This window comes from Tessaracoccus flavescens, assembly GCF_001998865.1.
Lineage (GTDB): Bacteria > Actinomycetota > Actinomycetes > Propionibacteriales > Propionibacteriaceae > Arachnia > Arachnia flavescens.
Genome location: NZ_CP019607.1, coordinates 1,416,360 through 1,441,130 on the forward strand (window position 1 = coordinate 1,416,360; position 24,771 = coordinate 1,441,130).

The window sequence follows — 24,771 nt, forward strand, 5'->3', positions numbered from 1 at the left end:
CGTGGACCTCGAGCCGAGCAACAGCCGCTACACCTCGCGCGTCCAGGCGACCACCCGCCAGACGGCGCAGTTCCTGCTGCTCAAGCCCGCGCTCAGCCGCCTGCTCAAGATCCATGTCCACGGGCTCGCCAACCTCGACGGCCTCGAGGGCGCCTTCGCCGTCTTCGGCAACCATTCGTCCCACCTCGACGCCCCGCTGATCCTCTGCTCGTTGCCCAACCGGCTCTCCCGCTACGTCGCCACGGGCGCGGCGGGTGACTTCTTCTTCGGCAACTGGGTCAAGGCGATCTCCATGTCGCTGTTCATGAACGCCTTCGCGATCGACCGCGGAAAGGGCGGAAAGGGACGAAGGGGCATGGCGGGCCAACTGCTGTCCGACGGGGTCCCGATCCTGCTCTTCCCCGAAGGCACCCGCTCCCGCACCGGCGCGATGGGGCCGTTCATCCCCGGCGTCGCATCCCTGTGCGTCTCCCGCGGCGTCCCGGCCCTTCCTGTGGCGTTGGTCGGTGCCTACGAGGCGTGGCCGTCGAACCAGAAGCACCTGCCGAAGGGCCGGCCCGAGGTGCACGTGGTGTTCGGTCGCCCGATGGTCCCGTACCCGGGTGAGATCGCGCTGGAGTTCAACGAGCGGATGCGCCGTCAGGTTCTTGAACTGCACGACACGACGGCGCGGGCGTACGGTAAAAAGACACTGGCAGAGTACGAGCGGACAGAGGCCCTCCACCGGGCCGAACAGACAGAGATTGCCTCCTTGGTCGAAGACGCCAGGGAACAGGCTGACAAGCAGGAGGACTGATGATCGAGGGCGTCAAGCAGCAGAAGTGGTGGGGCTGGGGCGAAGAGGGCCTCGCCTACCGCTACGAGGACAAGCCCAAGTTCCCGGGCTTCGTCCAGAAGATGGTGGGCGTCGACATCACCCGGCCGGTCAAGCCGATCCCCCCGTTCTCCTCGCTCGACGTTCCCGCCTCCGAACTGTCCGACGAGCTGCGCGCGAAGTTCGTCGACGCGATCGGTGAGAAGTACGTCCAGACCGATGACGAGACCCGCGTGGTGCACGCCTACGGCAAGGGCGTCCGCGACCTGATCCGCATCCGCAAGGGCGACCTCGGCCGCGTCCCCGACGTCGTGCTCTACCCCGGCACCCAGGAGGAGGTCGAGGCCATCGTCGACGCGTCGGTCGAGGCCGACGCCGTCCTGATCCCCTTCGGCGGCGGCTCCAACATCGTCGCCGCCCTCGAGGCGCAGCCCGGCGAGACCAGGCAGGTCATCTCCGTGAACCTCGGCCGGATGAGCAAGGTTCTGGAGATCGACGAGACCTCCGGCCTCGCCCACATCCAGGCGGGCGTCTTCGGGCCCGACATGGAGGACCAGCTGAACGCCCGCGGCTGGACGATGGGACATCACCCCGACTCGTTCGTCTGGTCGACGCTTGGCGGCTGGATCGCGACCCGCAGCTCCGGCATGCAGTCCGACAAGTACGGCGACATCGCCGACATCGTCCGCGGCCTCACAATGGTCATGCCCGGCCAGGTGCTCCAGCTTCGCCCCCTCCCGTCCAGCTCCTCCGGCCCGAGCGTCCGCGAGATGGTGCTCGGTTCCGAGGGCCGCCTCGGCGTGATCACCTCTGCGTGGGTCAACGTGCACCGCATCCCCGAGGTGCGCGAACTCCAGGCCTACTTCTTCCCGACCTACGAGGACGGCCTCAAGGCATGTGAGCAGATCGTCTCCTCCGACGCCTCGGTGATGATGGCGCGCGTCTCCGACCCGATCGAGACGCAGTACATCATGGCCAACGGCAAGAAGTCGGGCCGCGTCTCGTCGCTCGCCAACAAGGCCATCCAGAAGATCATGCTGCAGAAGGGCTGGGACCTCGAGAAGATCGCGATGAGCTTCATCGGTTTCGAGGGCAGCGCCAACCACGTGCGCTACGAGAAGGGTCTCGTCGGCAAGATCGTCAAGGACAACGGCGGCATGGGCGTCGGCAAGGGCCCAGGAACGCTGTACGACCAGAAGAAGTACGACACCCCCTACATCCGCGACTTCATGCTCGACCGCGGCCTGATCTGCGACGTCTCGGAGACGACGACGCCGTGGAAATACGCGGCGGAGATCCACGCGAAGATCGTCGACCGCTTCGCCAAGGCGATGGACGACCTCGGTGTGCGAGGCGTCGTGTTCTGCCACCTCAGCCACTCGTACCACTCGGGCGCCTGCCAGTACTTCACCTTCGCCATCGCCGACGACTCCGACAACCAGGAGGCGACCTACGACGCCGCGAAGCGGGTCATCCAGCAGTCGTTCATGGACTTCCACGGCACCGTCTCGCACCACCACGGTGTCGGCGAGGAGCACAGCCCCTGGATGGACCAGGACATCTCGCCTGCTGGCGTGTTCATCCAGCGCAAGCTCTTCGAGGGCGTCGACCCCGGCCGCAACCTGAACCCGGGCAAGATCATCCACGACGGCGAGCCCGGCATCTCGTCGAACTCCAAGGACGCCTGAGCATCCTCGGGTCCTGGGCCGCGCCCGAGACCTGCGTGATGCGGAGGGCGACGGCCGATCCTCGCCCGCCCCCTGACGCGGGAGCGCGCGGCCGCCGTCGGGCATCTAGACTCGCTCCATGCTCACCGTGCTCTCGCCCGCGAAGTCCCTCGACTACGAGTCGAAGCTCCCCACCCGGAAGCACTCGGAGCCGCGACTGCTGGGACAGTCGGAGGGGCTGATCGAGATCATGCGGACGAAGTCGCCCGCGGACATCTCCCAGCTCATGCACATCTCCGACGAACTCGCCCACCTGAACGCGACCAGGTTCGCCGAGTGGTCGCGCGAGCACACGCCGAAGAACTCCCGACAGGCCATCCTCGCGTTCAACGGCGACGTCTACCAGGGGCTGCGGGCCTACGAGTTCGAGGCGAGGGACTTCACTGACGCCCAGAAGACCGTCCGCATCCTCTCCGGCCTGTACGGCCTGCTGCGTCCCCTCGACCTGATCGAGCCATACCGGCTCGAGATGGGAACGAGGCTCGCCTCCAGCCGCGGAAAGACCCTCTACGACTGGTGGGGCACGCAGGTGACCGATCTCCTGGCAAAGGACCTCGAGGGCTCCCCCGGCTCCCCCGTGCTGGTCAACCTGGCGAGCAACGAGTACTCGAAGGTGATCGACAGGCGGCGCCTCGGCGCCCGCGTCATCTCACCGCGTTTCGAGGACCGCGACGGCAACGGCGAACCGCGCATCGTCAGCTTCTTCGCGAAACGCGCTCGGGGCACGATGGCCGGCTGGCTGGTCCGCAACCGCGTCCGCTCTGCCGCGAAGCTGGTCGACTTCGACGCCGACGGCTACGCCTACGACGAGGCCCGCTCGACGAGGGACGAACCCGTCTTCGTCCGCTGATTTGTTGGGCGGGAACGCGATGAGGCGCGGCCAGACGGCCGCCCCTCATCTCTCGTCTCAGGTCAGAACTGGCTGAACACGGCCGCCATGAAGGCGATGTACAAGATGATGAACACGATGTACAGGGCGATCCCGACGATCCAGATGATCCCGAAGACCTTGCCGAGCGTGTAGCCGGTCTTCAGCTGGCCGCCCCACTGGAAGGGGGCCCCGGCCTCGATCTCCTTCTTCGCCTGAGCGCCCATGTACCAGGCGACGAAGGCGGTGACGCCGGTGAAGATCCCGACGATGCCGAGGATGAACACCATCTGCGACTGCGGGTGCTCCGGAGCGGGGATGTAAGCGCCGTAGCCGGGGCCGTAGCCCTGCTGCTGCCCATAGCCCGGCTGCTGACCCGGGTAGCCCTGGTTGTAGGGAACGGGAGCGTAACCCGGCTGCTGCGGCTGCTGACCGTACGGGGCCGAGCCGTAGGGGGCAGAGCCGTACGACTGCGGCTCGCCATAGGGCGAGGCGCCGTAGCTGGACTCGGCGTACTGGTTGTCTTGGCCACGGCCTGGGGTGCCGGGACGGAAATCAGGGTGTTCAGCCATGGGAAGGCCCCTTCCTTTCAGGGATGCTGCCAGTGTCTCACAGGACGGTGCTAGCTCCGCGGACGAAAAAGGGCCGGACGCCGAAGCGTCCGGCCCCTGACGGGTCTTGGGTCAGCTGCCGTAGACCGACATCGCGCCGAGACCGGTCGCGAAGAGGATGATCATCAGGATGATGTAGAACACGATGAGCACGATGTAGATGATCGAGAAGACCTTGCCGAGCATGTAGCCGGTCTTCAGCTTGGTGCCCTCCCATGCGTAGGGGGCTCCCGCCTCGATCTCCTTCTTGGCCTGGCCGCCCAGGTACCAGGCGATGAAGGCCACGATCGGCACGAAGATGCCGACGATGCCCAGGATGAACACGGTCTGGGTCTGGGGGTGCTCCTGAGCGCCGCCAACCGCGCCGTAGCCGGGCTGACCGGCAGGCTGGCCGTAGCCGTAGTTGGGCGACTGCTGCGGGTCAGGCTGGCCGTAGCCACCGGGCTGGGACATGTCGTCTCCTATGTGTAACTGGTCGTTGCCTAACGATTCTGTGTCATGCACCGGTTCAACCGCAAGGGTTTCGGTACACCAATTGGACGCTCCGACAAGCGGAGAGGCTCAGCCGAACATGATTGCCAGCATGATCAGGGCCGTGAACATCATCATGAAGATGGTGTAGACGATGCCGATCACGTACCCGGTCGTGGCCATTCCGCCGAAGCGGTACGGCGCCCCCTGGGCGATCTCCCGCTTCGCCTTCGCGCCCATGTACCAGGCGATCGGCGCGGTCACCCCGACGAAGAAGCTGGCGATCCCGAGCCCGAGGATCGCGCCGCTGGACGGGTGCTCGGGCACGGCGGCCTGGAACGACGCGTAGGGATAGGGCTGCACCGGGTACCTGGGCCCGTAGGGCTGGACCTGCGCGTACTGTGGGGCCCCCGGCTGCTGGTAGCCGTAGCCGTAGCCGTAGTTGGGCGGCTGCTGAGGCAGATGCTGTTGGACGGGCGCGGGCTGGGGGGTGCGGTAGTCGTCGACGACCGGCGCGGGGGTGGGCGCCACATAGCCGGCGTCGTAGGGCGTCGGCTCCTGGTCGAGGCTGTCGTATCCCGACGAGTAGGTGTAGTCGGGTGCCTGGCTGCCAGGGTTGTAGCCGTACTGCTCGGCCTCCGGTTCGACGGCGCTCGAGGCGGCGCGGGCCGCGGTGCCGGACCCGGGAGCGGTGGGCTCGTAGCTGTAGTCCTCGGAGGCGGACTCATGGGCGAGGTGTTCTGAGGCGGGCTCGACGCTTTCCTCTGCCGCACGGGCCGCAACGTGCTCGGGCATCGACGGCTCGGCCCCGGGGCCGCTCGACTCGTACCCCGTCGGGGCCTCGTCGGCTGAGCTCGAGTAGTCGGGGCTCAGATAGGTCGGCTCGTAGGGCTGCGGCTCGTGCTCATTCGGCGACGACATTTCCACCTCCGATGTGGGGTACAGCTCACAAGTGTATGCGCGACGCCGCGCACCCCGGCCAGCTCGCCGGGGTGCGCGGAACGCCGCTGGCTATGACTCTGCGAGCACCGCCCTTGCTGCCGCGAAGCGGGCGATCGGCACCCGGAACGGCGAGCAGCTGACGTAGTTGAGGCCGACCGAGTTGAAGAACTCGATCGAGTCGGGGTCTCCGCCGTGCTCACCGCAGACGCCGCACTTCAGCTCGGGCTTGACCGAGCGGCCCTTCTCGACGCCCATCGCCACAAGCTGGCCAACACCGTCGACGTCGATCGACTCGAAGGGGTTGCGCTCGAGCACATGGTCCATGACGTAGCTGGTCAGGAAGCCGTTCTCCGCATCGTCGCGCGAGATGCCGATGGCGGTCTGCGTCATGTCGTTGGTGCCGAACGAGAAGAAGTCGGCGTGCTCGGCGATCTGGTCGGCGACCAGCGCGGCCCGGGGCAGCTCGATCATCGTGCCGATGGTGTAGTCGAGCGTCTTGCCCGTCTTCGCCAGTTCGTCCTCGACGGCGGCCTTGACGATGGCCCGCTGGGTCTCGAGCTCCTGGCTGAGCGCGACGAGCGGGATCATGATCTCGACGCCGACCGTCTCGCCCTCACGGTCGAGGACGGCGAGCGCAGCCCGGACGATGGCGCGGGCCTGCATGTCGGGGATCTCCGGGTACAGCATCGCGAGCCGGACGCCGCGGGTGCCGAGCATCGGGTTGAGCTCGTGCAGCTTCTTGACCTGGGCGAGCGTCTGGCGGGCGTCATTGAGCTCGGGCCCCTCAGCGCCCTGCAGCTCAAGCTTCTGCACCAGGAGCGACTGCTCCACCAGGTTCGGCAGGAACTCGTGCAGCGGCGGGTCGAGCAGGCGGACGGTGACCGGGAGGCCCTTCATGGCGGTGAAGATGCCCTCGAAATCGGTCTGCTGCATCGGCAGGATCTCGGCGAGCGCCGCGGAGCGCTGCTCCGGGTTCTCGGCCAGGATCATCTTCCGGACGGCCGGGAGCCGGTCCTGGGCCATGAACATGTGCTCGGTGCGGCACAGCCCGATGCCCTCGGCGCCGAGTTCGCGGGCCTTCGAGGCGTCCTCGAAGTTGTCGGCGTTGGCGCGCACGCCGAGGCGACGCACGCCGTCGGCCCATTCGACCAGCCGGGTGAAGTCGTCGTTGATCTGCGGCGGGATGAGGTCGAGCGCCTCTCCGTAGACCTTTCCGGTCGAGCCGTCGAGCGTGACGACATCGCCCTCGTTGAACACGTGCTCGCCGATGGTGAGCGTCTTGCCAACGGGGTCGATCTTGATCCCGGCGGCGCCCGCGACGCACGGCTTGCCCATGCCGCGCGCGACCACGGCCGCGTGGGAGGTCATGCCGCCGTGCGCCGTGAGGATGCCCTGGGCGACGATCACACCGTGGATGTCGTCGGGGGTTGTCTCGAACCGGACGAGCACGACGGCCTCGCCCCGCTCGCCGCGCTCGGCGGCGGTGTCGGCGTCGAAGACCACCTCACCGACGGCGGCACCCGGCGAGGCGGGAAGTCCGGTCGCGACCGCGGTCTTTCCATGGTTCGGGTCGATGGCGGGGTGGAGCAGTTGATCGAGCTGTGCGGGCTCGATGCGCAGGAGCGCCTCCTCCTTGGTGATCACGCCCTCGTCGACGAGATCCGAGGCGACCTTGAGGGCGGCGGCGGCGGTGCGCTTCCCGTTGCGGGTCTGCAGCAGGTAGAGCTTGCCGTCCTCGACGGTGAACTCCATGTCCTGCATGTCCTTGTAGTGCTGCTCCATCTTGTGCATCGTGTCGACGAGCTGGCGGTAGGCCTCGGGGAGCACCTCCTCCATCTCGGCCAGAGGCCGCGGCGTGCGGATGCCTGCGACGACATCCTCACCCTGGGCGTTGACGAGGAACTCGCCGTAGAGGGCCCTCTCGCCGGTCGACGGGTTGCGGGTGAAGCAGACGCCGGTCGCCGAGGTCTCGCCGCGGTTGCCGAAGACCATCTGCATGATGTTGACGGCCGTGCCGAGGCTCGCGGGGATGTTGTTGGCGCGGCGGTAGACCTCTGCGCGGGGGTTCTGCCACGACTTGAACACGGCGTTGACTGCGCGGTTCAGCTGCTCATGCGGGTCGGACGTCCACTCGCCGCCGAGCGCCTCGTTGGCGATCTCCTTGAAGGTGGCGACGAGCTGCTTGAGGTCCTCGGCGCTGAGGTCGGTGTCGTTCTCGACGCCGCGGTCATGCTTGAGCGCGGTCAGGGCGTCCTCGAAGGCGTGTGCGGGGATCGACTCGACGACCTCTCCGTACATCTGGATGAACCGGCGGTAGCAGTCCCAGGCGAAGCGTTCGTTGCCGAACTCCTCGGCGAGCGCCATGACGGAATCGTCGGAGATGCCGAGGTTGAGGATGGTGTCCATCATGCCCGGCATCGAGAAGACGGCACCGGAGCGCACCGATACGAGCAGCGGTTTCTCGGAGGCCCCGAGCCTTCGCCCGGTGCGTTCCTCGAGCCGCGCCAGCCCGGCCGCGATCTGGTCGGCGAGGCCCTCTGGCCACTGCCCGCCGTTGTTCATCGTCTCAACGCACGCCGTCGTGGTGACGGTGAACGCGTCGGGTACCGGAACTCCGACCTTGTTCATCTCCGCGACGCCGGCACCCTTGCCGCCGAGCAGGCTCTTCATGCTCGCGTCACCGTCTGATAGGTCGTAGATGTAACGATCGTCACTCATGGTGGGGAAATCTCCTTTGACTGCCCAGGTTGCGGGGACTTCGGCGTCCCGGTCCCAAGCCTAGCTCCCACGCTTTTCTCGCGTGGGGTGGGGACGGATTGTCCTAACCCCGCGGGCGACCGCTCGGAAACGGAGAGCGCTCCCAGCCAACTTGCGCCCGTTGGACACCCACTGGGAGCTGCGTCCGAGATTGTTGTTGATCCAGGCCTGCGCGGGCTCGCCTTGTACGTCAGGTTGTTGAACACCCATCCGTTGCTGGTGACGTGGCGACCGTTCTTCTCCGCGACCTGGGTGGCCAGATCTCGGTGCGGCAGCGCGGCGCATTGGGGGAGTAGGCCCACGTCGTCGAGCACTGACGCCCGTTGACGGTGCGCTTGCCCGGGGTGATGTAGACATCGACCTGGGCGTCTGCGGTCTGGGTCAGCGGACCCGTCGTAGCCACCGCGCGAGCGCCGTTGCCGCGGCCAGTTTGGCAAAGAGTTTCTTCCTGGCCGCATGCTAGGGGAAACACCACTTCCCCGGGCGACAAACTTTCGTTAATGTCCATTGTCAGCGGGCGTTTTTCAGCGCGGGCTCCAGGCATCGCCGGGCCGTACGACGCCGGGTGGCCTGCGCAGCCGCGCTCCGACGTTCTTGGCCCGCTCGTCGACGATGTCGATGATCCGCGCGGCGGCCTCTTCGAGGGCGACCCCAGTGGTGTCGATGATGGGCGCCTTGAGCCGCCGCTGGATCCTCGCCACCTCGTCCAGTTCGTCATAGATCTTGACCAGGTCGGCATACCCGTCCTTTGTGCCGAATCCGCCCATGCCCCGCACCCGCTCGCCGCGGATCCGCAGCAGTCGCTCGGCGTCCATGGTGAGCCCGACGATGCGCCACTGGTCGATGGCGAACAGTTCCTCTGGCGGGGCGATGCCCGGCACGAGCGGCACGTTGACCGCCTTGTACCCGAGATAGCCCAGGTAGATCGACAGTGGGGTCTTGCCCGAGCGCGACGGCCCGACCAGGCAGATGTCAGCCTCGTGCAGCGCTCCGGGCATGGCCCCGTCGTCGTTGCGCACGGCGAAGTCGATGGCCGACATCCGCACGAAGTACTCGGCCTCCACGCCCAGCGGTCGCATGGGGACCTGGTCGGACTCGAGCCCGCTGATCTGCTCGAGGGCGTGCATCGCGTCGGTCATCAGGTCGGCGAACGGGATCTGCTCGTCGCGGCAGAAGTTCTTGACCAGGTCTGCGAGTTCCTCGTTGACCAGCGTGAAGAACACCGCGATGGGGGCCTCCGAGTCGCGCACCGCCTCGAGGGCCTGGATCAGCGCCGTTGTCGTGTTCATCTTGCGGTGCCGGATGATGGTGAACTCGCGGGTCGGGAACTGCGTGACGGCGGCGCGGGCGATGCGCGCTGCCGTCTCACCTGTCGAGTCGGCGATGACGTGGATCTCCAGGGCGGACATGGCCCAACTGTAGGCGGGCGCGACCCCGGCCGTCTGGGCGCCTCGGATCGACGACTCAGAGCGGAGCGGCCACGAGCAGCACCTCGGTGATCTCGATGTCGATCGGTTCGATCCTCGCCGCCGCGGCAGGCGCACCCGTCACCCGGCGGTTCGGGGCCAGGACGACGGCAGCCGTCGGGTCGCTGATCATCGCCGCAGCACCGAGGCGGGCGCGGCCCTCGGCGCCGCAGGACTTGGCTACACCCTCGTGCTGCTCAGCCAGTTCATCGGACGGATACTCGGCGACCCGATGACGGACCGCTGGGGCCGGGGTCCGGTCGCCCGGCTCGGTGGAGTCCTGATCGCCGTCGCCGCATTGTGCGTCGTGCTCGTCCCCGGGATGGTGGCGCCCTTCATCGGCTTCGCCCTGATGGGTTGCGGCAGCGCGACCCTCGTGCCTGCCGCCTTCGCGGCAGCCGGCCGGCTGCCGGGGCTCGCGCACGGCTCGGGGATCGCGCTGGTCGGCTGGCTGATGCGGCTCGGGTTCCTCTTCACCTCACCCCTGATCGGGGTCACCTCCGACGCGTTCGGCCTGCGCACCGCAATGCTCTTGCCTGTGTTCAGCGGGCTGGCTGCGGCCGTCATCGCGCACCTCGTCTGGAGGGTCAAAACACCTTCGACGGTCGCCGTCGAAGGCTAGGCTGGAGCCCAGGGCCCAACGATGTCGCCCGCAGTACCCAGGAGGTGCACAAGCATGGAAGCAACCATGGAGGAGACCGGGGAAACCACAGGCTTGGAGGTGTCGCTCACAGTCCACAAGCAACTCAGAGACGTGTGGGCGGCGCTCATGACACCGGAGGGCAACGAGGCCCTGCTCGGTGAGGGAGGACGGCTGGGGTCGAAGGGTGACGACTGGCGCTCGGCCGACGGCGCCTACGGCGTCACCCGAAGCTTCCATCCGATGGAACAGATCCGGTTCTCCTGGCATGCCGATGACGACTCGCCACGCACGGTCGTCGATCTCCAACTCCACGACGAGGACGGTCGTACCAGGCTCGACCTCAGCCAGGACCATCTGCCGACGGAAGCCGATCTGGACGCGCTCTCTTCCCACTGGGAGGACGTGCTCGCACGGATCGCCGACCTGGGCTGAGCCTCATCCCCAGACGGTGAGCGTTCCGTCCGGGCCGTAGGTGGCGAGCCTCGGCCCCAGCCGCATCAGGCTCCAGGAGTCCTGCTGGTCGTGCCACTGCCAGACCAGCTCTCCACTGCCAGGGTCGATGCCCGCCACCTCGAACGTCGGGTCCGGGTCGGTCGGCTCGTACATCCGCGTCACGAGCAGGTCGGTCGCGACCATGACGTCGAGGACGGGCGCCGGGGTGCGGGTGTGCCACAACTCGCGCCCGGTGGTGAGGTCGATTCCGGCGAGCCAGGCGTCCGCATAGTCGGCGGTCGTGGTGCCGAGCTCCGGGAAGATCGTCTGGGCGCCCTGGTACAGGATGAGGTGGTTGTCCCGGATGATCAGGTCGGTGTAGACCATCCGGATCTGCGCCGACCACTGCGTGCGCCCTGTGTACGGGTCGAGCCGGTACAGCTGACCCATCGACTCGGCCAGCAGCACCTCGAGGCTTCCGATGACGTAGGCCGCCCCCGGCGCGACCCGCCAGAGCCGCCTACCCGTCTCCAGGTCGTGTCCGACCATCTCCTTCTCGGAGGTGTAGATGGCGACGTCACGGGCGATCACGAACCGGTCGGTCTGCGTCGACCATGCTGGCCGCTCACCGGTCCAGGCGTCGAGCGCGAGCGCGTAACTGGCCGAGCCGCGCCACCCGTCGGAGGTCCGCGCGAGCAGCAGACCGTCGCGCTCAACCACCTCGGCCTCGCGCAGCGCGAGGGAGACTGCGGCGGTGAACGGCACCTCTGTGGTCCAGGTGACGGCGCCCGGGTCGGGACGCGACAGCCGGCTGATGCGCAGCCGGTCGCCGTCCGGCACCGCGAGGATCAGCGTCCCGCGGCTGCTTGAACCGAACCACGCGCGCTGATCCGGGAGGGTGAACCGGTGGCGCTCCTCCCCTGAAAGTCGGTCGAGCACCCTGACGCTTGCACCGACCTTGAGGCTCACCCAGGGTGTGCCCGGCAGGTCGCACACCTCCACCTGGCCGACCTCGCCGTCGACGCTCTTTCGCCACAGTTCGCGGCCGCCCGCGGCGGAGAGTGCGCGCACCCTCGCCCGACCCGTCACGGCCTGGCGGGTGGAGATCAGGATCAGGGAGTCGCCGACCGCCGTGGCCGATTCGTCGCTGCGGAGCTCGACGCTCCACGCGGCGTCGGGTGCGGCACCGAGTCCGACGAGATCGGTGCCCGCCTCGGAGGTGGGGGCAGTGACCACAAGGTACCCGGCGAAGAAGGCGGCGAGGAGGGTGACGGCCGTGACGATGAGCCCGGTGTGACGCTCAAGCCAGCCGGGTTCGGGAACCCGCCTCGTCGGTTCCGCGAGTTCCAGCACCTCATCATCGAACGTGCCACCCATAGTTCAGGCTACGACTTTTGGCCGCCTGACAGAAGGGTTCGGGCTCAGCGGTACACGCGCAACCCGCCGTCGGCGACCGCGACCAATCGGCCACCGACCACGGACGGCTAGCCATCGGGCTCAAGGTCCCACCTGATCGAGCCCGTCATCAGATCGAGCGCGGAGACGCTCGACCGGCCGAACCCCTCGTCGAGAAACCTGCTGAGCAGGACCTGCTCCTCACCAAATGCGCTCCAGGTGAGCTGCCCGGTACCGAGGGATGCCGTCCACAGGACGGCGCCGTCTGCCGGATCGATCCGGGAGAGCTGCAGGTCGATGGTCATCCGGTTCGACGGCGACTGGCTAAGGGCGAGCACGACGTCGCCGAAGGTCCGCACCTCCGCGACGGGGTGCGGGGTCTCGCCCGTCCACAGCTCACGGCCCGTCCTCGGATCCAGCCGGGTGATCGGCGAGACGAGGTCGCCCTCCCCGGGGTCAAGGAAGGCGAAGTCCGGGTCGGGCACCGCGTAGAGGGCGTCGCCGCTTGTCACGACGAGTTCGCGCTCGACCTGCCTTGTCCACAGCCGCCTGCCACTGCCGAGATCGACGCCAGCGACATCGCTGCCGTCACGACCAACGGCGACATTGCCGACGAAGTTCATCTGCCGCAGCGAGGTCGACCATTCGGGGCGGGTGCCGTCATCGAACTCGAGCACGAAACCGAAGCCTCCTGCGGCGTCGGGATACCAGAGGAGGCCGCGGTACTCGATGAGGGGGTTGCCGGTCGGAATGGCCGGCACGTCGTCCTCGCGGAGTTCTGCGGTCCAGACCCGATCGAAGACGTCCCCGCCGCGCAGCCGGCTGATGCTGGTCGTGCGCCCGTCGGGGGTGCCCTCCGGTGCGGCGAGGAAGAGGTCTCCCGCGTCCGAGCTGAGGAGCCGGGCCTGGGTCACGGTGTCTCCCGTGGAGGGGGGCAGGTCCAACGTCGCGACGCTCACCCCATCGCCGCGGTCCACCAGGCGGGCGCTCGTGTCGTCGGTGAACAGCAGGAAGTCGGTCCCGGGGAGGTCCTCGACCCATGCCCACGGCTCCGTGGCGAGATCACTGCGCCACACCTCCGTGCCGTCGTGGAGGCTCAGACAGCGCACCGACAGATCGACGTCCTCCCGCTCGAAGGCGACGATCCGTCCCTCCCCGCACCGCTCGAACGACAGGCGGGGTACGCCCGGGGCACTGTCGAGCCGCCAGGCGACTGTCGGCTCCTCCGGCAGCCCGACGACCTCCGGCTCGGGCTGCCGCTCGGGCCAGACAAAGACGGCGACGAGGGCTGCGGCGACCGCGAGCACGATGGCGGCCAGCCACCCGGACTGGCGCCGTCCCCATCCGCCCCCAGCCGGGGGCTGTTCCCCGGAGTCGAGGTCGACGGCGTCCAAGGGCGCGAGTTCAGCCATAGATCTCCAGCCCTTCCTCGGCGATACCCACCAGGTGGCCGAGCCAGACGAACAGGTAGCTCTGCGACCCCGCGAGGCGCCACCGCTCGGCACCGGTGCGCGGGTCGAGGGCCGTGGCCGTCGAGGCCCCGATACCGTCCTCCTCGTCACCCGGAGGGCCGACCATCGTGACGACGACCTGGCCTTCCCCCAGGTAGGCGCCCGTCACCGCACCGCCAACCTCGGCCTGACGCGTCCACAGCGCCCTCCCGTCGGCCGGGTCGACCGCGGTGACCGCCGACAGTCGACCGTCAGGCCACAGGTTGGCTCCCTCGTGGCTGAACGCGAGGATGACGTCGTCGAAGATCTTCAGCTGGGCGGCGACGTGCGGAAGCTCGACGCTCCACACCTCGCGACCGGAGCGGGGGTCGAGCCGGGTCAGCGAGCCAGGGGTGTCGCTGTCGATGGCGCCGGCGATCGCGTCGTGCAGGTAGAGGCCGTCGTCGCTGCCAACCGCAGCCTGACCTGAGGACGGCCGGTTCCAGAGCTCGCGACCACTTCCCAGGTCGTGGGCGCGCAGGCCGTCCGGTGAACCCCCGGCGACGACGTTTCCCGCGAAGGTCATGTTGCGCAACTGCCGGGCCCATTCGGGGATCTCGGCGTCGGAGTCGCGGACCGCAAGGCCGAAACCGCCGCCGTAGCCCGTCTCGGACAGCCGCAGATACCCGCGATGTTCGACGATCTCCGACGGCAGGGCGTCCAGGTCGACGTCGGCGCCCTCCAGCATCGTGGTCCACTTCACGTCGGCTGTGTCGTGGTCGGTGAGCCGACTGAGTTCGACGATCTGCCCGTCAGAACCCGGCCGCCTCGTCCCGATCATCAGCACTCCTGAGTCCGCGGCGAGGATGGCGGGCGGCTGGCCAGAGGCGTCGAACGGTAACGAGATCAGCCGCTCTCCCGAGCCGGCGTCCAGAAGTGTGATCCGGTCGGCCACCACGCGCACGTGGCTGCGTCCGACCGGCTCGACGAAGGCCTCCACGCCGGGCAGAGTCTCGACGGTGGCCTCCCAGCCGCGCGCGTCACCGAGGAGCGGGCTGCATTCGAGCCGCACTGCCAGGTGCTCGGTGTGCTGGGTCAACAGGCCGTCTTCGCCGCAGCCGGCGACCATCGAACCTACGGGCATGACGCGCTCCACGACGCTCGGCCTGGTCAGGAGGCCTTCGACCTCGGGCGAGACAGCCGGCTTCGGCCAGACGAGGACCGCGATCAGCGCCGCGAGGACGATCAGCGCCGCGCAACTGACGAGCAGGGTGTGGCGGACGCTCCAACCCCGGGCGCGCGCCGGTTCCGCGTCCTGCGCGGCGTCCAGATCGACGAAGTCGTCACCCATGACCGAATGCTAGGCCGACCGGTCATCCGTACACCGTGAAAGCGCCTTCACCGCTCACCACGAGACGGTGCCCGACGACCGTCGGCTCGCCAGGAAGCCTGGTGTCCCAGAGGCTCTTCCCGGTCTCAAGGTCCAGCCCCGCGAGGCGCGTCCCCCCTCCATCGGCGGGGTTGTACACGACAAGCACCTGTCCCTCACCGAACAGCAGCTCGCTGAGGGAACCCCCGATCTCGCTCGTCCACCGCACGGCACCGTCGCCGCGCTCAAGGAGCGTGAGGACCGGGGACGAGCCCTCGGCCTGGCCGGCGACCAGGACGCAGTCGTCGAACGGCTCGACCGTGCCGACGGGCTGAGGAAGGGTGACGCTCCACACCTCCCGGCCGGAGCGCGGATCGAGGCGGGTGACGACCCCACCGGGTTCGGGTTCCGCGGGCTGCGGCTCGGCCGTGAGATAGAGCGTCTTCGAGTCGGGCACGATCCCCTGCGTCCGCGCGTCGCGCTCCCACAGGGTCCGGCCCGAGGTGAGGTCGACGGCGCGCACCCCGGTCCCGGAGTGGCCGACCGCGACCCCGTCCACGTGGACCAGGTTCCGGAGCCCTCGGCTCCATCCGGGAACCTGCCCGTCGGTCGCGCGCACCACGTCGGAGGCCCCTGTGCTCCAGGCTCCATCCGGCTCGGGGATCCACAGGAGCCGCCATACTCGCTGATGGCCGCACCGTCGAGCAGCGAGCCGCCGCGTTCAAGCTCGGCCGTCCATTCGGCATCGGCGGGGTCGGTGCCCCGCAGCCTGCTCAACCGGACCGGGCCGGGACGGTCCTTATCCCCGATCTCTGCCCAGAACAGGGTGCCGGTGTCGGACGCGACCAGCGCAGGCAGCGGCGGCGGCTCGCTCTTCTGACCGGGTGGAACGCACGGCCACGACTCCGCGGGGCAGCGTTCGAAGTTGCTGACCAGGTCGCCGGTGCCCCGGTCGAGGAGCCGGTCGGGTCTGCCGTCAGCAACGCGGATGTAGGGGGTGCCGACCAGCTCCGTGACCGTCGGGTCCTGGGGCAGTTTCTCCGTCGCCCACACCACGTGCCCGTCCTCCAGGTCCAGGCAGCCGACCCAGTTGCTGCGCAGCGTGTGGGCGCACCAACACGCCCGCGTTCCCGCAACCGCCAGCCGCCCAGAGGTCCTCGTCCGTGGTCGGCAACTGCCAGGCGACGACCGGCCCACCCTGCAGGCCTACGACCTCGGCGACCGGGGCGGCCTTCGGCCGGAGGACGAGGTAGGCGCCCGCCACGGCGAGGACGACCGCCACACCCACCACCGCGAGGCTCTGCCAACGCGGCCACGACCGCAAAGGCCTACCCGACGGTGGTGCGTCGAGATCGACGACTGCGTCGTCGCCGGTTGCGTGTCCGCCCATGTCACCAGGGTATTGCCTGACTTCGCGCAGGGCTCTCCGGGCCGGCATCCAGCGGCGGCCATGCGGCCCGGGACCTACCTGTAGACCACGAACCCGTCGTTGTCGTCGGTCACGAGCCGACCCCCGATGACGAACGGGTAGCCCTCGGGGTCGAGCTCCCATCTCGTCTCACCGGTCGCGAGATCGAGCGCGATCACACGCATGTCCTCGCCCCAGTCACCTCCGGTCGGCATCATGACGAGGACCTGCTCCTCGCCCCATTTCAGATCGGAGAGCCACTCCCCCTCGAACTCGCGGGTCCAGCGCGCCGCACCCGTTCCGGGATCGACCGCGGTGAGGTGGAAGGGGACGTGGGTCGTCTCCCGGCCCGCCTGATCGATCGCCAGCACGACATCTAGGAAGGTCTCGACTGCGCCAACGGGGTGCGGGAACGTGGCGTTCCAGATCTCCCTCCCGGTGTGCGAGTCGAGCCGGACCAGCTTTCCCTCGACCGGGCCCCATCGCGGGTCCACCTCGCTGCTGTCCGGGCTCTGGGTCGCGAAGAGGGCGTCTCCGGAGGCCACCGGCTCCTCCCGCCACTCGTCACGCTCCCACAGGGTGCGGCCGCTGCCCACACTGACCGCCCTGAGGCCGGTACCCGAGCTGCCGATGACGACGCCGTCCAACAGGACCATGTCGTGCAGTTGCCTTGACCACTCGGGGATCGTCCCGTCCTCGAGATCGACTGCGAGGGAGAATCCCTGCGCGAGGGGGATACTCGCCCCGCAGAACCAGGCGAGGCCATGGCTCTCGATCGGGCTCCCTACGGCGAGCCAGCCCGCGACCACGTTGCCGAACTGGACGTCCCAGACGCGGTCGTCGGGGTCGGTCCCATTGAGTCTGCTGAGGTGCCACTCAGGCTCCAGCTCGCCCCAGGTGGGCTCGGCGTAGAAGAGTGTCCCCTTGTCGGAGGCGACAAGGACCGGGCGGTCGTCCCCCAGCGGATCGAAGTCGATGCGATCGACGAGCTCTCCATTCCGGGCGTCGAGCAGCCGGACGGTGCGCTCGCCCTGCAGCGTCAGATATCTGGTTCCGGGCAGCGTCGCGACCCATCCGAACCCTCCATCGAGCTCATAGGTCGACTCCCACCTCATCCTCCCGTCCTCAAGCCCGAGGCAGGCGACCACGACGAAGCCCTCGCCGCTCTCGTCGCTCGTGAGCAGGCCCCGATCTCCGCACGTCCCTGCCGGGTAGGCGGCACCGGCCAGAGTCCAGGCCGGCACGGGCGTCTGCCGCAGGCCGAAAACCTCCGGCACGGGACGGGGTTCCGGCCAGGCGAGGACGGCGACGACGAGCGTCAGGCTGTTGCGCCGGCTCCACCCCTTGAACGGGGCAGATGACGGCGCGGCATCGAGGTCGATGAGCCGCTCGCCCATGGCCGCATGCTATCTACGACATCCACCCCGACGGGTGCGATGCTCAGCTGCCTGCAGAGCGGTTCTTGTTCATCAGGTCGAAGGCCACGGCCAGCACGAGGACGAGGCCCTTGATGATGAACTGCCAGGACGGATCGACGCCCATGATCGACAGGCCCATGTTGAGCACGCCCATGATCAACGCGCCGATGATGGCCCCCGACACCCGCCCGATGCCGCCCGTGACCGCCGCGCCGCCGATGAAACAGGCGGCGATCGCGTCGAGCTCGTAGTTCTGTCCGGCCGCCGCCGTCGCGGCACCGGCACGCGAGGTGACGACGATCGCGGCGAGCGCGCACAGCACGCCCATGTTCACGAACAGCCAGAAGTTGACCTTGCGGGTGTTGATGCCCGAGAGCTTCGCCGCGGCGAGGTTGCCGCCGATCGCGTAGATGTGGCGGCCGAAGACCGTGTTGCCCATCAGCCAGGCGTACAGGAAGATGATCAGCCCCACGATGACCAGCACGTAGGGAAGGCCGAGCGCGCTGCGGGCGATCCAGTAGGTCGCCAGACCGATCAGCACGGTCAGGCCGATCAGCTTGACCAGCAGCAGCGGAAACGGTTCGACCTCGAGGCCGCGCCTGTGGTTCCTCGCGCGCCGCGTGAGGGTGCTGAGGATCAGGCCGGCAATGCCGACGATGCCGACGATCAGGGTGAAGGCGTCCAGGTCACCGACGAACCCGGTGAGGCCCGCCACGCCGCCGTTGGAGATCGACAGGAACTGCGAGTCGAAGCCGGCGCGCGTGTAGCCGACCAGCACGAGTGCGACACCGCGGAAGATCAACATGCCACCGAGGGTCACGATGAATGCGGGTACCCCGACGAAGGCGACCCAGAACCCCTGCCAGGCGCCGATCAGGGCGCCGACGGCGAGGCCGACCAGGATGGCCAGCCACGGGTTGAGCCCGAAGTCTGCCATCAGCACGCCGATCACGCCGCCGACAGCAGCGACGACCGAGCCGACCGACAGGTCGATGTGCCCGGCCACGATGATCATCAGCATGCCGACGGCGAGGATGAGCACGTAGGCGTTCTGCTGGACGAGGCTCGTCACGTTGTTCGGCTGCAGCAGCCGCCCACCGGTCATGATCTGGAACAGCAGCACGATCAGGACGAGCGCGCCCATGATGCCGTACTGGCGCATCCCCGAGCCGAGCCCGCTCCAGACCCTCGGGCCCTTCGTCTCGGCGACCGCCTCCGGAGTCGTGGTGGTAGTCATGCGCGCGGTGCCTCCAAAGTCATAAGTTCCATGAGCGACTCCTGTGTCGCCTCTTCTCGCGGCAGCTGGCCGGTGATCCGTCCCTCGCTCAGCGCGTAGATCCGGTCACACACCCCCAGGAGCTCTGGCAGCTCCGAGGAGATGACGATGACGCCGCGGCCGCTCGCGGCGAGTTCGTTGATGATCTGGTAGATCTCGTACTTGGCGCCGACGTCGATGCCGCGGGTGGGCTCGTCGAGGATCAGCACCTCAGGGTCGGAGAACATCCACTTGCTCAGCACGACCTTCTGCTGGTTGCCGCCCGACAGGTTGCGCGCCGGCTGCTGGATCGATGACGAGCGGATCCGCATCTTGTCGCGGTACTCGTGGGCGACGACGTCCTCGCGGTTCTTGTCGATCACGCCCTTGTTGCTCAACTTGCCGAGCGCGGCGGCAGAGATGTTGTGCCGGATCTCCGCGATCAGGTTGAGCCCGAACTTCTTGCGGTCCTCGCTCACGTAGGCGACGCCGTTGGCGATCGCCTTCTGAACGGTTCCGGTGTCGATCTCGACGCCGTTCTTGAGCACGCGACCCGTGATCCGCGAGCCGTACTGGTGGCCGAAGACGCTCATGGCGAGCTCGGTGCGTCCTGCGCCCATCAGCCCTGCGATGCCGACGACCTCGCCGGCGCTGACGGTGAGCGAGGCGTCGTCGACGATCACCCGGTGGGTGTCCTCGGGGTGGTGGACCGTCCAGTTCTCGATCCGCAGCAGCTCTTCGCCGATGTGCGGGTCGCGCGGCGGGAACCGGTGGTCGAGCGGTCGGCCGACCATGGAGCGGATGAGCCGCTGTTCCGTGACGGGTTCGTCTGGTGCGGCGACACTGGCGCCTGGCGCATCGGAGATCGCCTCGAGCTCCTCGTCGACCGAGTCGAGGACGCTGCCGATCCGGCCGAGTTCCTCTCCCCCATCCACGACGCCGTCTTGACCCGCTTCCGGCTCCGGTTCGGCCCTCGTCGGCTCGGGAGAGGCGACCGGGGTAGCGACGGGTTCGGGGATCGGGGCAGCCTCGCGGCGGGCACCCGGCTGGTTGTCGAGCGTCTCGACGACGGAGCCGTCGCGGATGACGGTGATCGCGTCCGCGATGGCCATGATCTCGTTGAGCTTGTGGGAGATGATGATCTGCGTCACCCCCTCGGCCTTGAGCGATCGCATCAGGCCGAGCAGGTGGGCGGAGTCCTCGTCGTTGAGGGCGGCGGTCGGCTCGTCGAGGATGAGCAGGTGCACGTTCTTCGAGAGCGCCTTGGCGATCTCGACCAGTTGCTGCTTGCCGACGCCGATGTCGAGCACCCTGGTCTCCGGGCGTTCCCTCAGGCCGACGCGCTGCAGCAGGGCCTTCGCCTCGGACATGGTGGTGCGCCAGTCGATCACGCCACCCTTTGACCGCTCGTTGCCGAGGAAGATGTTCTCCCCGATGGAGAGGTACGGGGAGAGGCCCAGTTCCTGGTGGATGATCACGATGCCGTCCGCCTCGCTGTCACGAAGCGACCTGAACCGTGCCTCCCTCCCCTCGTAGACGATCTCGCCCTCATAGGTGCCGTGCGGGTAGAGCCCGGAGAGGACATTCATGAGCGTTGACTTGCCTGCGCCGTTCTCGCCGCAGATGGCATGGATCTCCCCGGGCATGACCGTCATGGTCACGTCGCTGAGAGCGCGCACCGGGCCGAACGTCTTTCCGATGCCGCGCATCTCCAGGATGGGTTCGCTCACGTGTTGCTCCTGTCCTCTCCGGGCTCAGTGACTCAGAGGCCGAGGTCTTCTGCCTTGTAGAAGCCCGAGTCGACGAGCGCGGTCTTGACGGTGTCCTTGGTGACGACCTCCGGCTCGACCAGGTAGGTGGGCACGACGAGCTTGCCGTTGTCGTAGGTCTCGGTGTCGTTGACCTCGACCTCTTCACCCTTGATGATCTGCTCGACCATCTTGGCCACCTGCTCGCCTAGCTTGCGGGTGTCCTTCCACACCGTCATCGACTGCTTGCCCTCGAGCATGGCCTTGGTGTTGGCGAGGTCGGCGTCCTGGCCGGTGAGCAGCGGCCAGTCGGTGCCGACCTTGTAGCCCGCACCGTCGAGGGCCTGCTGGATGCCGAGCGCGAGCGAGTCGTTGGGCGACAGGACGATGTTGACCTTCTTGCCGCTGTAGAACGAGTTGAGTCGGTTCTCCATCTCGGCCTGCGCCTTGGCGGACTCCCAGCCGGGGATGCCGATCGACTGCCACTCCTCGTTCGACTTGGGCGCCTTGCCCGACGGCACGGTGAACTCGCCGCTGGTGACCTTCTCGCCGATCTTGTCCCACGCACCGGAGAAGAAGAACTTGGCGTTGTTATCGTCGGGAGACCCGGCGAAGGGCTCGAGGTTGATCGAGCCGTCTGCGCCCTTGTACTGGTCGATGTTGTCGAGGATGAACTGCCCCTGGAGCTGGCCGACCTTGTAGTTGTCGAAGGTGGCGTAGTAGTTGACGTTCTCGGAGCCGTTGATCAGGCGGTCGTAGGCGATGACGGTCGCGCCCTGCGACTTGGCCTGGTCGAGGACGGGGCCGAGCGCCGTGCCGTCGATCGAGGCGATGACGAGCACCTTCGCGCCGTCATTGAGCATGTTCTGCAGCTGGTTGTTCTGCTGGTCCTGCTTGTTGTCCGCGTACTGCAGGCTCGTCTTGAAGCCTGCGGCGGTCAGCAGTTCGACGAGGTGCGAGCCGTCGCGGTTCCAACGCTCGAGGCTCTTGGTCGGCATCGCGATGCCGATCAGTTCCCCACCCGTGGCGGCGCTCTCGGTGGAGGCGGGCTCGGTGCCGGCGTCCGTTGCGGCCGCAGTGGTGGCCGTCTCACGCTCGGCGCTGCAGGCGCTGAGCATGCCGACGGCGGCTGCAGCAGAGGAGAACGCGAGCAGGCTACGACGCGAAATATCCATGACGAAGGTCCCTTCTGTGCGGCTCCATCGCCGCACCCTTTGGCACGAGCCGCGCACCGTTGCGGGGCCCGCCAGGTTTTGTTGTCTACTAATACTTAGCCCTCTTCGCGGGCCCACGTCAAGTTCATGGGCCCCCTGGGAGATAACGATTTCGACACAATGTGCCGACAAGCACCGGGGTTGGACCAGCCACGGCGGGTCGCGCGAGGGATGCCCGACCCCCCCGGACTTGCTCAATACGACGACGCGTAGTATGACGAGCGACGGCAACGACGCCGTCGTGACCTGATTTCAGGAGAAGTGGTCGCCATGGACGCAACGCGCTCCCGACGCATCAACCCAGGCGCCGCCATCGGTGCGGTCGCCCTGCTACTGCTCACAGGCTGCTCGGGAGGGGGTGGCGGCACGTCGCACGTGGGCGGCGAAGCCAACCTCCAACTGCCCGATCTCGGCAGCGTCACCTTCCTCGGCATGCCAGGTGACGTACTGCTCGGCCTCGGCCTGATCGTCTGTGCGCTCGGCCTCGGCTTCGGCATGATGACCTACACCCAGCTCCGCAGGATGCCCGCACACGCCGCGATGCGCGAGATCTCCGAACTCATCTACACCACCTGCAAGGCCTACCTGAAGCAGCAGGGCCGGTTCCTCCTCGTCCTCTGGGGCTTCATCGCGGCGATCATCGTCCTGTACTACCTGTCGCTTGGCTTCGGGGTCGGCAAGACCGCCGTCGTGATCGGCTTCTCCCTGATCGGCATGGCCGGTTCCTACGCGGTCGCCTGGTACGGCATCCGCGTCAACACCCTCGCCAACTCCCGCACCGCGCACGCAGCGATCGGCGGGAAGCCGTATCCCCTCCATGACATTCCGCTGCGCTCCGGGATGAGCATTGGCATGGTGCTGATCTCCGTCGAGCTGGCGATGATGCTGATCATCATGGTGTTCCTGCCCGGCGAGATCGCCGGTGCCTGCTTCATCGGCTTCGCGATCGGTGAGTCGCTCGGTGCCTCCGCACTGCGCATCGCGGGCGGCATCTTCACCAAGATCGCCGACATCGGCGCCGACCTGATGAAGATCGTCTTCCACATCAAGGAGGACGACGCGCGCAACCCGGGCGTCATCGCCGACTGCACCGGCGACAACGCGGGCGACTCGGTCGGCCCCTCGGCCGACGGTTTCGAGACCTATGGCGTCACCGGCGTCGCGCTGATCACCTTCATCCTGCTCGGAGTGCCCGAGCAGACGATGCAGATCCAGCTGCTCGTGTGGCTCTTCGTGATCCGCGCCGTCATGGTGATCGCCTCCGGGATCTCCTACTTCGTCAACTCCGCCATCACCCGGTCGCGGTTCAGCTCCGCCGACGACATGGACTTCGAGAAGCCCCTCACCTCGCTGGTGTGGATCACCTCCGTCGTGTGCATCGCGTCCACGTTCCTGACCTCCGCCCTGCTGATCAGCGACATGCCCGACGGCATGTGGTGGAAGCTCTCGCTGATCGTGTCCTGCGGCACCCTCGCCGGTGCCCTCATCCCCGAACTGGTGAAGGTCTTCACCTCGGTGAAGTCGCGCCACACGCGCGAGGTCGTCGTCTCGTCGAACAAGGGCGGACCGTCGCTCGACATCCTTTCCGGCCTCGTCGCGGGCAACTTCTCGGCTTACTGGCTCGGCATGGCGATCACCGCCCTGATGGCGGTCGCGTACTGGATGTCGACGCGGGGGCTCGGCGAGTTCATGCTCGCCCCCGCCGTCTTCGCGTTCGGCCTTGTCGCCTTCGGCTTCCTCGGCATGGGTCCGGTGACGATCGCCGTCGACAGCTACGGGCCGGTCACGGACAACGCCCAGTCGGTGTTCGAGCTCTCGACCATCGAGGAGGCGGGCGCCGAGGACGAGCTGGAGCAGGAGTTCGGCCACAAGCCCGACTTCGAGAAGGCCAAGTACCTCCTCGAGGCCAACGACGGCGCGGGCAACACCTTCAAGGCCACCGCGAAGCCGGTGCTGATCGGCACCGCAGTCGTCGGCGCCACCACGATGATCTTCTCGATCATGATGGGGCTGACCGGCGGCCTCCAGCACGACGTGGAGAACCTGTCGCTCCTGCACGCCCCGTTCCTGCTCGGCCTGCTTGTCGGCGGCGCGGTGATCTACTGGTTCACCGGGGCGTCCATCCAGGCCGTGACCACGGGCGCCTACCGGGCGGTCGAGTTCATCGGCGAGAACATCGATCTGAACAGCGACGCCAAGCGGGCGAGCGACGCCGACTCGTCGAAGGTGGTCGAGATCTGCACGCGCTACGCGCAGAAGGGCATGTTCAACATCTTCCTCGGTGTGTTCTTCGCCACCCTCGCGTTCGCCTTCGTGGAGCCGTTCTTCTTCATCGGCTACCTGATCGCGATGGCGCTGTTCGGCCTGTACCAGGCGATCTTCATGGCCAACGCGGGAGGCGCGTGGGACAACGCCAAGAAGCTGGTCGAGGTCGATCTGGCCGCGAAGTCGACGCCGCTGCACGAGGCGACGATCGTCGGCGACACGGTCGGCGATCCCTACAAGGACACCTCCTCGGTGGCGCTGAACCCCGTGATCAAGTTCACCACCCTGTTTGGCCTGCTCGCCGTCGAGTTGGCAGTGCTCCTGCAGAGCGAGGTCGGCGGTTGGCTGACCGGAAGCCTCGCCGCGGTCTTCCTGATCGCCTCGATGGTGTTCGTCTACCGCTCGTTCTACTCGATGCGCATCGACGAGAAGCTCGAGGACATCACGATCGAGGTCGTGAAGGCCTCCTGACCCTTGACGCCGGCGCCCCACAGACCCGTGGGGCGCCGGTTCCATGTCTGGGCATGGAGACGCCCCG

General features: G+C 67.7%; 20 protein-coding genes. 6 read left to right on the plus strand and 14 right to left on the minus strand.

From position 1 onward, the window contains the following. Position 1 precedes the first annotated feature (1 nt). From BW733_RS06880 to yaaA, 3 genes are all read left to right on the plus strand, one after another. Positions 2-796 carry a lysophospholipid acyltransferase family protein gene (locus BW733_RS06880; RefSeq protein WP_077349117.1) on the plus strand — a complete coding sequence of 265 codons (795 nt, stop codon included), beginning with the start codon at positions 2-4 and terminating at the stop codon, positions 794-796. Further along, positions 796-2,502 (plus strand): FAD-binding oxidoreductase, encoded by a 1,707-nt coding sequence (locus BW733_RS06885; RefSeq protein WP_077349119.1) that lies wholly within the window; start codon positions 796-798, stop codon positions 2,500-2,502. The genes BW733_RS06880 and BW733_RS06885 overlap by 1 nt, the downstream gene beginning before the upstream one ends. A gap of 118 nt (positions 2,503-2,620) precedes the next feature. Then, positions 2,621-3,391, plus strand: coding sequence for a peroxide stress protein YaaA (yaaA, locus tag BW733_RS06890; protein WP_077349121.1), 771 nt, complete (start codon positions 2,621-2,623; stop codon positions 3,389-3,391). 62 nt (positions 3,392-3,453) lie between these two features. On the opposite strand, the gene BW733_RS06895 is transcribed toward yaaA, so the two are convergent. The 6 genes from BW733_RS06895 to BW733_RS19765 all read right to left on the minus strand — a co-directional run bounded on the left by BW733_RS06895 (position 3,454) and on the right by BW733_RS19765 (position 9,789). Next, on the minus strand, positions 3,454-3,981 hold the full coding sequence (locus BW733_RS06895) for a hypothetical protein (RefSeq protein ID WP_077349123.1): 528 nt from the start codon (positions 3,979-3,981) through the stop codon (positions 3,454-3,456). Between the two features lie 111 nt (positions 3,982-4,092). Beyond that, the gene (locus BW733_RS06900) at positions 4,093-4,473 is read right to left on the minus strand and encodes a hypothetical protein (RefSeq protein WP_077349125.1); all 381 of its coding nucleotides are present in this window, start codon (positions 4,471-4,473) and stop codon (positions 4,093-4,095) included. Positions 4,474-4,581: 108 nt separating this feature from the next. Beyond that, positions 4,582-5,412 carry a DUF4190 domain-containing protein gene (locus BW733_RS06905; RefSeq protein WP_077349127.1) on the minus strand — a complete coding sequence of 277 codons (831 nt, stop codon included), beginning with the start codon at positions 5,410-5,412 and terminating at the stop codon, positions 4,582-4,584. Positions 5,413-5,502: 90 nt separating this feature from the next. Then, the gene (gene ppdK, locus BW733_RS06910) at positions 5,503-8,151 is read right to left on the minus strand and encodes a pyruvate, phosphate dikinase (RefSeq protein ID WP_077349129.1); all 2,649 of its coding nucleotides are present in this window, start codon (positions 8,149-8,151) and stop codon (positions 5,503-5,505) included. Positions 8,152-8,714: 563 nt separating this feature from the next. Beyond that, positions 8,715-9,599 (minus strand): pyruvate, water dikinase regulatory protein, encoded by an 885-nt coding sequence (locus tag BW733_RS06915; protein ID WP_077349131.1) that lies wholly within the window; start codon positions 9,597-9,599, stop codon positions 8,715-8,717. Between the two features lie 55 nt (positions 9,600-9,654). Then, a complete protein-coding gene (locus BW733_RS19765; protein ID WP_257787460.1) occupies positions 9,655-9,789 on the minus strand; it encodes a hypothetical protein in 135 nt (44 codons plus the stop codon). A 57-nt stretch (positions 9,790-9,846) separates the two neighbouring features. On the opposite strand from BW733_RS19765, the gene BW733_RS06920 reads away from it, so the two are divergent. Further along, a complete protein-coding gene (locus BW733_RS06920) occupies positions 9,847-10,278 on the plus strand; it encodes an MFS transporter (RefSeq protein ID WP_237268328.1) in 432 nt (143 codons plus the stop codon). A 54-nt stretch (positions 10,279-10,332) separates the two neighbouring features. Further along, positions 10,333-10,731 carry an SRPBCC family protein gene (locus tag BW733_RS06925; RefSeq protein ID WP_077349134.1) on the plus strand — a complete coding sequence of 133 codons (399 nt, stop codon included), beginning with the start codon at positions 10,333-10,335 and terminating at the stop codon, positions 10,729-10,731. Between the two features lie 3 nt (positions 10,732-10,734). Here BW733_RS06925 and BW733_RS06930 read toward each other — a convergent pair whose 3' ends face one another. From BW733_RS06930 to BW733_RS06970, 8 genes are all read right to left on the minus strand, one after another. Continuing rightward, complete coding sequence (locus tag BW733_RS06930; protein WP_077349136.1) at positions 10,735-12,108, minus strand: outer membrane protein assembly factor BamB family protein; 1,374 nt, start codon at positions 12,106-12,108, stop codon at positions 10,735-10,737. Between the two features lie 107 nt (positions 12,109-12,215). Further along, positions 12,216-13,538 (minus strand): outer membrane protein assembly factor BamB family protein, encoded by a 1,323-nt coding sequence (locus BW733_RS06935; RefSeq protein WP_077349138.1) that lies wholly within the window; start codon positions 13,536-13,538, stop codon positions 12,216-12,218. Continuing rightward, entirely contained in the window at positions 13,531-14,907 is a 1,377-nt protein-coding gene (locus BW733_RS06940) for an outer membrane protein assembly factor BamB family protein (RefSeq protein WP_077349140.1), read from the minus strand. The genes BW733_RS06935 and BW733_RS06940 overlap by 8 nt, the downstream gene beginning before the upstream one ends. A gap of 22 nt (positions 14,908-14,929) precedes the next feature. Continuing rightward, positions 14,930-15,547, minus strand: coding sequence for an outer membrane protein assembly factor BamB family protein (locus tag BW733_RS06945; protein WP_161490163.1), 618 nt, complete (start codon positions 15,545-15,547; stop codon positions 14,930-14,932). 842 nt (positions 15,548-16,389) lie between these two features. Further along, complete coding sequence (locus BW733_RS06955) at positions 16,390-17,730, minus strand: outer membrane protein assembly factor BamB family protein (protein WP_077349146.1); 1,341 nt, start codon at positions 17,728-17,730, stop codon at positions 16,390-16,392. Positions 17,731-17,773: 43 nt separating this feature from the next. Further along, positions 17,774-18,988, minus strand: a complete 1,215-nt coding sequence (gene mmsB, locus BW733_RS06960; protein WP_077349148.1) for a multiple monosaccharide ABC transporter permease — start codon at positions 18,986-18,988, stop codon at positions 17,774-17,776. Beyond that, on the minus strand, positions 18,985-20,736 hold the full coding sequence (locus BW733_RS19285; protein ID WP_237268329.1) for an ATP-binding cassette domain-containing protein: 1,752 nt from the start codon (positions 20,734-20,736) through the stop codon (positions 18,985-18,987). The genes mmsB and BW733_RS19285 overlap by 4 nt, the downstream gene beginning before the upstream one ends. Before the next feature lie 32 nt (positions 20,737-20,768). Then, positions 20,769-21,929 (minus strand): substrate-binding domain-containing protein, encoded by a 1,161-nt coding sequence (locus BW733_RS06970; RefSeq protein WP_077349150.1) that lies wholly within the window; start codon positions 21,927-21,929, stop codon positions 20,769-20,771. Between the two features lie 309 nt (positions 21,930-22,238). Between BW733_RS06970 and BW733_RS06975 the strand changes: the two genes are divergently transcribed. Next, complete coding sequence (locus tag BW733_RS06975) at positions 22,239-24,704, plus strand: sodium-translocating pyrophosphatase (protein ID WP_077349152.1); 2,466 nt, start codon at positions 22,239-22,241, stop codon at positions 24,702-24,704. Positions 24,705-24,771 lie beyond the last annotated feature (67 nt).

Bases quoted from the DNA above. Each gene is read 5' to 3' on its own strand.
- BW733_RS06885 (WP_077349119.1), top strand. From the start codon at position 796: ATGATCGAGGGCGTCAAGCAGCAGAAGTGGTGGGGCTGGGGCGAAGAG.
- yaaA (WP_077349121.1), top strand. From the start codon at position 2,621: ATGCTCACCGTGCTCTCGCCCGCGAAGTCCCTCGACTACGAGTCGAAG.
- BW733_RS06895 (WP_077349123.1), bottom strand. From the start codon at position 3,981: ATGGCTGAACACCCTGATTTCCGTCCCGGCACCCCAGGCCGTGGCCAA.
- BW733_RS06900 (WP_077349125.1), bottom strand. From the start codon at position 4,473: ATGTCCCAGCCCGGTGGCTACGGCCAGCCTGACCCGCAGCAGTCGCCC.
- BW733_RS06905 (WP_077349127.1), bottom strand. From the start codon at position 5,412: ATGTCGTCGCCGAATGAGCACGAGCCGCAGCCCTACGAGCCGACCTAT.
- ppdK (WP_077349129.1), bottom strand. From the start codon at position 8,151: ATGAGTGACGATCGTTACATCTACGACCTATCAGACGGTGACGCGAGC.
- BW733_RS06915 (WP_077349131.1), bottom strand. From the start codon at position 9,599: ATGTCCGCCCTGGAGATCCACGTCATCGCCGACTCGACAGGTGAGACG.
- BW733_RS19765 (WP_257787460.1), bottom strand. From the start codon at position 9,789: ATGATCAGCGACCCGACGGCTGCCGTCGTCCTGGCCCCGAACCGCCGG.
- BW733_RS06925 (WP_077349134.1), top strand. From the start codon at position 10,333: ATGGAAGCAACCATGGAGGAGACCGGGGAAACCACAGGCTTGGAGGTG.
- BW733_RS06930 (WP_077349136.1), bottom strand. From the start codon at position 12,108: ATGGGTGGCACGTTCGATGATGAGGTGCTGGAACTCGCGGAACCGACG.
- BW733_RS06935 (WP_077349138.1), bottom strand. From the start codon at position 13,538: ATGGCTGAACTCGCGCCCTTGGACGCCGTCGACCTCGACTCCGGGGAA.
- BW733_RS06940 (WP_077349140.1), bottom strand. From the start codon at position 14,907: ATGGGTGACGACTTCGTCGATCTGGACGCCGCGCAGGACGCGGAACCG.
- BW733_RS06955 (WP_077349146.1), bottom strand. From the start codon at position 17,730: ATGGGCGAGCGGCTCATCGACCTCGATGCCGCGCCGTCATCTGCCCCG.
- mmsB (WP_077349148.1), bottom strand. From the start codon at position 18,988: ATGACTACCACCACGACTCCGGAGGCGGTCGCCGAGACGAAGGGCCCG.
- BW733_RS06970 (WP_077349150.1), bottom strand. From the start codon at position 21,929: ATGGATATTTCGCGTCGTAGCCTGCTCGCGTTCTCCTCTGCTGCAGCC.
- BW733_RS06975 (WP_077349152.1), top strand. From the start codon at position 22,239: ATGGACGCAACGCGCTCCCGACGCATCAACCCAGGCGCCGCCATCGGT.